11 protein-coding genes are annotated in these 9,302 nt (G+C 66.9%); 8 read left to right on the forward strand and 3 right to left on the reverse strand.

The window, feature by feature from the left end:
• Nucleotides 1-33 precede the first annotated feature (33 nt).
• The 3 genes from C8K38_RS08550 to truA are packed head-to-tail and all read left to right on the forward strand — an operon-like array spanning nt 34 to nt 2,549.
• Nucleotides 34-1,098 carry a DNA-directed RNA polymerase subunit alpha gene (locus tag C8K38_RS08550; RefSeq protein ID WP_077040853.1) on the forward strand — a complete coding sequence of 355 codons (1,065 nt, stop codon included), beginning with the start codon at nt 34-36 and terminating at the stop codon, nt 1,096-1,098.
• Nucleotides 1,099-1,131: 33 nt separating this feature from the next.
• Nucleotides 1,132-1,677 carry a 50S ribosomal protein L17 gene (gene rplQ, locus C8K38_RS08555; protein ID WP_077040854.1) on the forward strand — a complete coding sequence of 182 codons (546 nt, stop codon included), beginning with the start codon at nt 1,132-1,134 and terminating at the stop codon, nt 1,675-1,677.
• Between the two features lie 2 nt (nt 1,678-1,679).
• Nucleotides 1,680-2,549 (forward strand): tRNA pseudouridine(38-40) synthase TruA, encoded by an 870-nt coding sequence (gene truA, locus C8K38_RS08560; protein ID WP_097211082.1) that lies wholly within the window; start codon nt 1,680-1,682, stop codon nt 2,547-2,549.
• A gap of 15 nt (nt 2,550-2,564) precedes the next feature.
• Here the strand turns inward: truA and C8K38_RS08565 are convergent, their stop codons facing one another.
• Nucleotides 2,565-3,578, reverse strand: a complete 1,014-nt coding sequence (locus C8K38_RS08565; RefSeq protein ID WP_097211083.1) for an EamA family transporter — start codon at nt 3,576-3,578, stop codon at nt 2,565-2,567.
• A 54-nt stretch (nt 3,579-3,632) separates the two neighbouring features.
• Here C8K38_RS08565 and C8K38_RS08570 point away from each other — a divergent pair, with 54 nt between their 5' ends.
• Nucleotides 3,633-4,187 (forward strand): CGNR zinc finger domain-containing protein, encoded by a 555-nt coding sequence (locus C8K38_RS08570; RefSeq protein ID WP_097211084.1) that lies wholly within the window; start codon nt 3,633-3,635, stop codon nt 4,185-4,187.
• A 19-nt stretch (nt 4,188-4,206) separates the two neighbouring features.
• Here C8K38_RS08570 and C8K38_RS08575 read toward each other — a convergent pair whose 3' ends face one another.
• The gene (locus C8K38_RS08575) at nt 4,207-4,587 is read right to left on the reverse strand and encodes a PAS domain S-box protein (RefSeq protein ID WP_143548410.1); all 381 of its coding nucleotides are present in this window, start codon (nt 4,585-4,587) and stop codon (nt 4,207-4,209) included.
• Nucleotides 4,588-4,816: 229 nt separating this feature from the next.
• Here C8K38_RS08575 and C8K38_RS26820 point away from each other — a divergent pair, with 229 nt between their 5' ends.
• Entirely contained in the window at nt 4,817-5,248 is a 432-nt protein-coding gene (locus C8K38_RS26820) for a hypothetical protein (protein ID WP_143548411.1), read from the forward strand.
• Entirely contained in the window at nt 5,238-5,777 is a 540-nt protein-coding gene (locus C8K38_RS08580; protein WP_097211086.1) for a hypothetical protein, read from the forward strand. The genes C8K38_RS26820 and C8K38_RS08580 overlap by 11 nt, the downstream gene beginning before the upstream one ends.
• Nucleotides 5,778-5,861: 84 nt before the next feature.
• On the opposite strand, the gene C8K38_RS08585 is transcribed toward C8K38_RS08580, so the two are convergent.
• Complete coding sequence (locus C8K38_RS08585; protein WP_097211087.1) at nt 5,862-7,004, reverse strand: acyl-CoA dehydrogenase family protein; 1,143 nt, start codon at nt 7,002-7,004, stop codon at nt 5,862-5,864.
• A 55-nt stretch (nt 7,005-7,059) separates the two neighbouring features.
• On the opposite strand from C8K38_RS08585, the gene C8K38_RS08590 reads away from it, so the two are divergent.
• Together C8K38_RS08590 and C8K38_RS08595 are read left to right on the forward strand one after the other, a co-directional pair.
• Nucleotides 7,060-7,650 (forward strand): TetR/AcrR family transcriptional regulator, encoded by a 591-nt coding sequence (locus C8K38_RS08590; protein WP_097211088.1) that lies wholly within the window; start codon nt 7,060-7,062, stop codon nt 7,648-7,650.
• Nucleotides 7,651-7,823: 173 nt separating this feature from the next.
• Nucleotides 7,824-9,302, forward strand: a 1,479-nt coding sequence (locus C8K38_RS08595) for an Ig-like domain-containing protein (RefSeq protein WP_181320855.1), incomplete at its 3' end; no start/stop codon positions are given.

Genomic DNA, 9,302 nt, shown 5'->3' on the forward strand with positions numbered 1-9,302 from the left:
AAATAGCGGACGTCCGTACAGGAGGAAAACCACATGCTCATTTCTCAGCGACCCACGCTGACCGAAGAGGTCATCGCTGACAACCGCTCGAAGTTCGTCATCGAGCCCCTTGAGCCCGGCTTCGGGTACACCCTCGGCAACTCGCTTCGCCGCACCCTGCTGTCGTCGATCCCCGGCGCTGCTGTCACCAGCATCCGTATCGACGGCGTCCTGCACGAGTTCACCACCGTCCCCGGCGTGAAGGAAGATGTCACCGACATCATCCTGAACCTCAAGGGCCTGGTCGTGAGCTCCGAAGAGGACGAGCCGGTCACCATGTACGTCCGCAAGCAGGGCCCCGGTGCCGTGACTGCAGGCGACATCGTGCCCCCGGCCGGCGTCACGGTGAACAACCCGGATCTGCACATCGCCACCCTGAACGACAAGGGCAAGCTGGAGATCGAGCTCGTCGTCGAGCGCGGTCGCGGCTATGTCCCCGCCGTCCAGAACAAGGCGTCCGGCGCCGAGATCGGCCGTATCCCGGTCGACTCGATCTACTCGCCGGTGCTCAAGGTCACCTACAAGGTGGAGGCCACCCGCGTCGAGCAGCGCACCGACTTCGATCGGCTCGTGCTGGACGTGGAGACCAAGAACTCCATCACTGCTCGGGACGCGCTCGCCTCGGCGGGCAAGACCCTGGTTGAGCTCTTCGGCCTGGCCCGTGAGCTGAACGTCGAAGCAGAAGGCATCGAGATCGGACCCTCGCCCGCCGAGGCCGATCACATCGCTTCCTTCGGACTGCCGATCGAGGACCTGGACCTCACCGTCCGTTCCTACAACTGCCTCAAGCGCGAGGGTGTTCACACCGTCGGCGAGCTGGTTGGTCGCACCGAGTCCGATCTGCTGGACATCCGCAACTTCGGTCAGAAGTCCATCGACGAGGTGAAGGTCAAGCTGCATTCGCTCGGCCTTGCCCTCAAGGACAGCCCGGCCTCCTTCGATCCGACCACCGTTGCCGGCTACGACGCCGCCACCGGAACCTGGAGCGACACGGACGCCGGAGCCTTCAGCGACGCCGAGGGCAACGACCAGGACTACGCCGAGACCGAACAGCTGTAGTCAGCTCACCGGTTCCTTACTAGGAGATTCATCATGCCCAAGCCCAAGAAGGGTGCTCGCTTCGGCGGGTCGGCTTCGCACCAGAAGGCGATCTACGCCAATCTGGCCACCGCGCTCTTCGAGCACGGTCGCATCACCACCACCGAGGCCAAGGCCAAGGCCGTGCGGCCCTACGCCGAGAAGCTCATCACGCACGCGAAGGCCGGTACGCTGGCTCACCGTCGTGAGGTGCTCAAGGTCATCCGCAACAAGGATGTCGTGCACACCCTGTTCGCGGAGATCGGTCCGTTCTACGCGGAGCGTGATGGCGGCTACACCCGCATCATCAAGACCGTCCCCCGCAAGGGTGACAACGCTCCGATGGCGATCATCGAGCTCGTCAAGGAGCAGACCGTCACCTCCGAGGCCGATCGCGCGCGTCGCGTGAAGGCTTCGCAGGAGGCCCCGGCCGAGAACGTCGTGGAGGCCGTCGAGGCCGAGGCGACCGAGGCCGAGGTCGAGAACGCGGACGCAGTCGTGGAGGCTCTCGAGGACGAGACCGCCACCGCCGCCGACGCGGACGAGGCCAAGAAGGACTAACGCTGAACGCGTCAGAACCTCGCAACGAACCCGTCGCCCCCTCCGGGGGTGGCGGGTTCGTTCGCTATCGCCTCGATGTGACCTATGACGGCACCGACTTCTCCGGCTGGGCGCGCCAGCCCGGGCTCCGGACGGTGTGTGGGGTGCTCGAGCAGGCACTGTCGACCGTGTTCCGCGAACCGGTCGAACTGACCGTCGCCGGACGGACCGACGCGGGCGTGCACGCGGCCGGGCAGGTCGCGCACATGGACCTCGCGGCGCCGTTGGACGACCCCAGCCGGCTGGTTCGCCGATTCGCGCGGTTCCTGCCGCCGGACGTCCGGATCAAGGCGGTCACCGCGGTGCCAGCCGAATTCGACGCCCGGTTCTCGGCGATCCGCAGGCATTACGAATACCGCATCAGCACCGCGAAGTACGGCGTAGAGCCGTTGCGGGCCCGCGACACCGTCTCGGTGCCGAAGGACCTGGACCTCGACGCGATGAGCCGGGCGTCGGCCGGGCTGCTGGGTCTGCACGACTTCGCCGCGTTCTGCAGGCGCAAGGAGAACGCGACGACGGTCCGCGAGTTGCAGCGCTTCGACTGGGTGCGCGACGGCGACATCGTCATCGCGCACGTCAGCGCGGACGCCTTCTGCTGGTCGATGGTCCGCAGCCTGGTCGGCGCGATGCTGGCGGTGGGTGAGGGCCGCCGCAGCGTCGAGTGGACGGTCGGGCTGTTGGAGCAGCGCGAGCGGTCGAGTTCGGTGCTGGTCGCGCCCGCGCACGGGCTGAGCCTGGTGCGGGTGGATTACCCGGCCGACGAGGATCTCGCCGAGCGCAACGCCGTCACCCGTGAGGTGCGGGCGGTGCCGGGCGGCTGCTGCGGCGACTGATCGCCGAGTGTGCAGCTACCGAGGCATCGGCCGAGAGGGCAGGTCGGTAACTGCACACTCGGCGGGCTGCGGCGCGGGCAACGGTGGTCGTCGGCCGCCGGCGCCGCCGAGCCGGGCGAGCGCGATGCCGCCGAGCATCCCCGCACCACCGATGATCTGGACGGGCGTCATCGATTCGCCGAGCAGGATCCACGAGGCGATGACGGCGAACAGCACCTCGGTCAGCAGGATCAGCGAGGTCAACGTCGGCCCGATCCGGGCGACCGCGGCACTGCCCGACAGGTAGGCGACGACGGTGCTCACGAGGATCAGCAGGGCGAGCGGGACGAACCAGGCCAACTCGACCGACCCCAGCGTGGTGTCCGCGGCCGTCGCGCTCAGCGGCAGCACTCCGATCAGTCCGACGCAGCCGATCGCGACGGCGCCGACGCTCATCCCGGTCGCGGTCAGCACCAGCGGGCTGAACGTGTCGGAGGTCCGGTCCGAGATGACGAAGAAGCAGGCCAGGCAGACCATCGAGATGGTCGACCACGCGACGCCCGCGAGGCTGACCTCGACGGACCCGAACAGGTCGAGCACGCCAACCGCGCCCGCCAGCGCCAGAGCAGTGCCGAGCAGGGTCACCGGGCCGGGGCGCTCGCCCCGGGTCGCCCACGCCCAGCCGATGACCAGTAGCGGCGCGAGGAACTGGATCATCAGGGCGACGCCGACCGAGAGGTACTGCAGCGCCAGGAAGAAGCTGGCCTGGACGCCCGCCACCGCCATCAGGCCGTACAGCACGATCGTCTTGGCGTGCCGGTGTGCGGTGCGCAGTCCGGACGGGTCGGCGATCGCGGCAATGACCAGCATCACGACGGCGGCCCCGGCGATCCGTGCGAGCACCGTGCCGCCGGGGGACCAGCCGACACCCATCAGCGACTTGGCGAACGGGCCCGACATCCCGAAGGTGAAGGCGGAGAGCACGCTCAGGGCGGTACCGGTCCGGATGGCCACGGCCGCGCTGCTGTGCACGTCGGCGTCTCCTGTCATGAGTGAAACCTGATTAGACTCATGACGGTATGAGGCGAGTCGTCAGGAGTCAAAGTGTATATAGCCCATGACACCGAGAGGGCCCTGATCTGCGCGGCGGCACTGGTCAACACCGGACTCGGCGGCCGTGAGCTGCTGCCCGACGTGGCCGCACTCGACGCGTTCCTGACTGAACACGACTGGAGCGGCAGGCGCGACGGCACCGAGGCGGAGTTGCGCGCGGTGCGTGCGTTGCGGCCACGGCTCGCCCGGTTGTGGCAGTCGGGCAGCGACCGTGACGCGGCGCAGATCGTGAACACGTTGCTCCTGGAGGCAAAGGCCATGCCCCGCCTGACCGAGCACGGCGACTGGGGCTGGCACCTGCACGTCACCGCGGATGACGATCCGTTGGTGCACCGGATGGGAGCCGAGGCGGCGATGGCGATCGTCGACGTCATCCGCGTCGGCGACCTCGACCGTTTGCGTCACTGCGTGGCGCCCGATTGTGATTCGGTTCTGATCGACTTGTCCCGCAACAGGTCCCGGCGGTACTGCGATACGGGAAACTGTGGGAACCGGGCGAACGTGGCGGCATATCGGGCGCGCAGGGCCGAGGCCGCCGCCCGCTAGATGGCACGGCGCTACGCGGTCAGACCTGCCGCGCGACGCCCTCGATCACGGTCATCACCACAGTTTCGGCGTTGTGCCGGGCAACCGATTTGTTCACCTTGACCCGGATGACGCCGCCGTCCTTGCGCACCAGATCGACGTCCGCGGACAGGCCGAGTTGCTCGCCGTTGATCAGCTGGGTGTGTCCGCGATCGTGTTCTTCGATGAGACTCGGATGGATGAATTGGCGAGGACCCAGGGTGCGCGCCTCGGGCAGTGAATATCCGAGGAGGTCTGCGAAGGCCCGGTTGACATCGACGACGTGATCGTTGCTCTTGTGCACGATCACCGGCATGTTGACGTTGTGGATGAGCGATCGATAGTGGGCACCACTGATCGCACTCACGGAACTCGAAGACACCCGCGACCTCCCGACTGGCCTCAGTCTTGGCTCGGCCCAGCGTCGTGAGCCTTGCAGGTCAATGTGTCAGCGGCGATGTGGGTGCGCAACGTGATACGTGACACATGACACTTGCCGGGTTGGCGTGTGACCGGGGTCTTTCCAATCCGCCGCGCATATTGGACCGTTCGGTCTATTCTCCCCATCGTCCTTCATTTGAGTGACAGCAACATCTTTCGGAGGGGAATTGATGAAACGCTCAACCCGGCGACTCGCCAGCCTTGCTTCCGCGGTCGCGATGGCGTTCACGCTCGCAGCGGGCACAGCAGGGGCCGATCCGGCAACGCCGACCAAGATTGCGGCTCCCGGCATGCGCCTCCAGTTCGAGAAGGGCAAATGCACGCTGGGCGCCGTCGGTACCGACGCAGGGGGCCGAAAGGTGGGCATCACTGCTGGGCACTGCAACCCGTGGGAAATCGGCAAGGGGGTCGCGGAGGCAACCCACACCACAACCAACGACGACGGCCAGCGCGTGTGGGACTGGCGCGACAAGGAATCCGGTCCGATCGGCTGGATTCGATACATATCCGCAGACTCCCGCCCGACAGCTCAGTGGCCCGCAGAAGCAAGCGGGGGAGGCGAATATTCAGAAGACTCTCCCGCTCGACTACATGGTCATTGAGTTCGCACCGCACATTCAGCTCTCGAGTCAGGTCATGACGGCGCCCACGTATGAGTTCGAGGCGGACGGGGTGACTCCGTTCAGTACGGACGAATTCCTCCCGTCCGCTACTCACGGGTCTGTTGTCACGCCGTCGGTGCCCTGGTTCAAGATCAACACGAACCTCACGGGTAGTTCCGGGCAGTTGGTCGCACCCGGGACCTTTGCTCAGCTCTGCCAGGTGGGGTCCTATACGACCCAGGCCAACGCGCAGGCCGGTCAGCCGCAGTCCCAATTGAATCGATGCGGAACAGTGACGCACGAGCTCAGTGGCGTCTCGTACGGAAACATAAAGAACAGGGCTGGTGACTCAGGCGGCCCGCTCGTCGGGAGGTTGGAGCCCCACAAGTGGGCCGGGATTGTCTCCGGACAGGGCCCGACAGTTCTTGGTTACCAGTACTACTACAACTCGGCGAAGATCATCCTCCAGGACATGAACTCTAAGCCGGATGGCTTCACCGGCAAGGGCTTCCAGCTCACCAACAACTAGTTCCCGGAAACGCCGGAGCCCCGCCCTTGACTGGTTGAGTCAAGGGCGGGGCTCTTGTCACTCTGTTGAGAGTGCGCGGATCGCCTAGCCGGCGAGCGACCGCGCGATCACCAAGCGTTGAATCTGATTGGTGCCCTCGAAGATCTGGGTGATCTTGGCCTCGCGCATGTACCGCTCCACCGGGAAATCCTGGGTGTAGCCGTACCCGCCGAACACCTGGACGGCATCGGTGGTCACCTTCATCGCGGCGTCGGTGGCGACCAGTTTCGCGACGCTGGCGCTGCGCGAGTAGGGCACACCGGCGTCGCGCCTGCGCGCCGCGTCCAGGTAGGTGGCGCGGGCCGAGTCGACCGCGGCGGCCATGTCCGCGAGCAGGAATCCGAGACCCTGGTGGTCGATGATCCGCTTGCCGAAGGCCTTGCGTTCCTTGGCGTATGCGACGGCGTCGTCGAGCGCGCCCTGGGCGAGCCCCACCGCGACCGCGGCGATGCCGAGGCGGCCCGAGTCGAGCGCGCTGAAGGCGATCGGCAGGCCCTGTCCCTGCGCTCCGATCAGTCGCTCCTGCGGGACGAAGGCATCGTCGTAGTGGGCGGACGTGGTGGGGACGGCGCGCAGCCCCATCTTCTCCTCGGGCTTGCCGAAGCTCAAACCCTCGGTGCCGGAGTCCACAAGCAGGCAGGAGATGCCGCGCGGACCGTCGTCGCTGGTGCGCGCGAACAGGGTGTAGAAGTCGGCCCGGCCGCCGTTGGTGATCCAGGCCTTGGATCCGTTGATCCGGAAACCGCCGTCGACGGGCGTCGCCTTACAGCTCAGCGCGGCGGCGTCGGAGCCGGCCTGCGGCTCGGAGAGGCTGTATGCGCCGATGGTGTTGCCGCCCAGCATGTCCGGGAGCCACCGGGACTTCTGCTCGTCGGTGCCGTGGGTGGCAAGTGCGAAGCAGGAGAGGCTGTGCACGCTGGTCGCCACGGCGACGGCGGCCCAACGCGCGGCGAGTTCCTCGAGCACCTGCAGGTACACCTCGTACGGCTGGTTGCCGCCGCCGAACTCCTCGGGATACGGCAGGCTCAGCAGTCCGGCCTGGCCGAGGGCCGGGAAGACGCCCTCGGGGAAGGTCTCCGACTTCTCGTGCTCGTTCACCTTCGGTGCCAGCACCTTGTCCGCGACGTCGCGGGTCAGTTCGATCAGGTCGCGGGCTTCCTGGCTGGGCAGCAGGCGTTCGACGGGCACGGCGGTCTCCTCCGGTGAGTAGTACTAGAAAAGATACTGCAGTACAGTTAGCGGTATGGCAACCCGCTCCAGCGCTCCGGCCGTGCGTGGCGCCGCGCGCCGAGCGCAGCTGCTCGATCAGCTTGTCGACCTGCTCCTGGGGGAGGGCTTTGCCCACCTGACGCTCGACGACCTCGCGGGCAGGTTGCGGTGTTCGAAGTCGACGCTGTACGCGCTCGCGGACAGTAAGGAACAGCTGGTCCGCGCCGCGACGGTGCACTTCTTTCGGGGTGCCACCGAGCGCGTGGAGTCCCGGCTCGACGGTGTCGTCGGCGCGCGCGAACGAATCGGGACCTACCTGGAGGCGGTGGGCGAGCAACTCCGGCCGGCCTCGACCCGCTTCATGGACGACCTCGCGAGCAATGCCGCGGCCCGCGAGATCTACGAGCGCAATACTCGGTTCGCCGCCCGACGGGTGCAGGAACTGATCACGGAGGGGGTTCGGGAGGGCGAGTTCCGGGACGTCAATGCCGCCTTCGTCGCCGATGTGGCCGCGGCGATGATGGTGCGCATCCAGCAGCGCCGGGTCGCGGAGTCAACGGGGCTCCCGGACGCCCAGGCGTATCTCGAACTGGCAGCGCTGCTCACCCATGGTCTCGCGGTGTGAACCTCTGACCTGCGATTTCGCAGTTGGACGAATGTCCGCGACGGCAATCATCTCAATTTGGCATCGCAGCGCGATGGCGGTTGGTTATGGTTGCCGCATTTCGTGCGATCTGTAACCGGTTCTAGGTTCTGGCTATGCATTCGCGCGGTCCCTGGATGCATGGAGGAACAAGAATGTCACATGCGGTGATGCGTCGTGCTGTGGCGGCGGTGAGTGGTGCGGCCCTCGCGGTGCTCGGTCTGGGGATCGGCGGTGGTGTCGCCTCGGCAGCGCCGGGCTCGGTGACCTGGGACGACGGGAGCGAGCGGATCACCCGCACGATCAGTGACGTCACCCCGGCCGCGGGCGACATCATCACGTCGACGACCGCCTTCGATCGGACCGGTGGGGTTGTCGAGTACATCCAGCAGGTCAAGGACATTCATCCGCCGTGCCTGACCTATGTGGAGGGTTCGGCGAAGGTCGACGGCTCGCCGCGCGGCCTCGACAGCCAGGGCGCCGACTTCGCGAAGGTGGCGGGCAGTTGGGCGCTCTATCCGCACATCTCGCCGAACCTGCGGACCTTCGAGTTCTCCTACAAGGTGGGCGCCGATTGCGCCCGCGGCGTGCCGCTGATGACGACGGTGCACTACGCCGGGACGCTCGGCAGCGGCACCTATGACGGCAAGGGCCCGACGGTGTCGGTGTCCGAGACCGCAACCACGACGACGTTGACGGTGCCGGCGACGGCGAATGTGGGTGCTGCGGTTGAGTTGAAGGCGACGGTTGCTCCGGCTGCTGCGGGTGGCACGGTGCAGTTCAAGGATGGTGCCGCGAGTATCGGTGGTCCGGTTGCGGTCAACGGTGGCGCTGCGACGCTGTCGCACGCCTTTGATGCTGCGGGTGCGAAGTCGATCACCGCTGTGTATTCGGGTGGTGCGGGTTTCACGGGTTCGACGTCTGCTGCGGCGACGGTGACGGTGTCGGTGCCCGACGCGGCGACCACCACGACATTGACGGTGCCTGCGACGGCGAATGTGGGTGCTGCGGTTGAGTTGAAGGCGACGGTTGCTCCGGCTGCCGCGGGTGGCACGGTGCAGTTCAAGGACGGTGCCGCGAACATCGGTGGTCCGGTCACTCTCAACGCCGGTGTGGCGACGCTGTCGCACACGTTCGATGCCGCGGGTGCGAAGTCGATCACCGCTGTCTACTCCGGCGGTGCCGGTTTCACCGGTTCCACCTCCGCGGCGGCGACGGTCACGGTGTCGGTTGCCGATGTCGCGACCACGACGACGCTGACGGTACCGGCCACGGCGAACGTGGGTGCGGCGCTCGACCTGTCGGCGACGGTGTCGCCGACCCCCGCGGGTGGCACGGTGCAGTTCAAGGACGGGGGCACCGCCCTCGGTGGCCCGGCAGACGTGGTGGACGGCAAGGCCACGATCCCGCATGCGTTCGACGCCGCCGGTCCGCACACCATCACCGCGGTCTACTCCGGGGCTCCCGGCTTCACGACGTCGACCTCGGAGGCGGCGACGGTGACGGTCTCGGCTCCGGAGGTTGCGACCTCTACGGCGTTGACGGTGCCTGCGACGGCGTTCGTGGGTGCGCCTGCGGAGTTGAAGGCGACGGTCTCGCCCGCTCCCGCTGGTGGCACGGTGCAGTTCAAGAAT

Source organism: Rhodococcus sp. OK611, from assembly GCF_003050885.1.
GTDB classification, from domain to species: domain Bacteria; phylum Actinomycetota; class Actinomycetes; order Mycobacteriales; family Mycobacteriaceae; genus Rhodococcus_G; species Rhodococcus_G oryzae.